The sequence below is a fragment of the Escherichia sp. AM3 genome (assembly GCF_032029835.1).
GTDB lineage: Bacteria > Pseudomonadota > Gammaproteobacteria > Enterobacterales > Enterobacteriaceae > Escherichia > Escherichia coli.
On sequence record NZ_JAVUPQ010001001.1, the window covers coordinates 1 to 269 of the forward strand.

At 47.2% G+C, this 269-nt stretch carries 1 pseudogene; it reads right to left on the minus strand.

The annotated features are described in order from the left end of the window. A pseudogene (locus RTW80_RS29430) lies at nt 1-269 on the minus strand (DNA-binding transcriptional regulator KdgR); the annotation flags it as partial.

The window sequence follows — 269 nt, forward strand, 5'->3', positions numbered from 1 at the left end:
GCTATACAGCGGGTTACGACGACCAATGCGTGAATACATGCGCAGGTTGTACATGGAGTCAATTTTGTGGATGTAAACAATGCTGTCTTCATCCAGCGCACCGAGGTGAATTGTCTCTTTCGTCAGTCGTGAAAGTTCACGCATCTGAATGTCATCGCTGCGGATCAGATCCACGTTCAGCAAGGCACGGGCGCCCAGTTAAAACAGTTTCAGGGTCAGAGAATATTTTTCTGATTCTCCGTCCAGAGCGACATAACCCAAATATATCA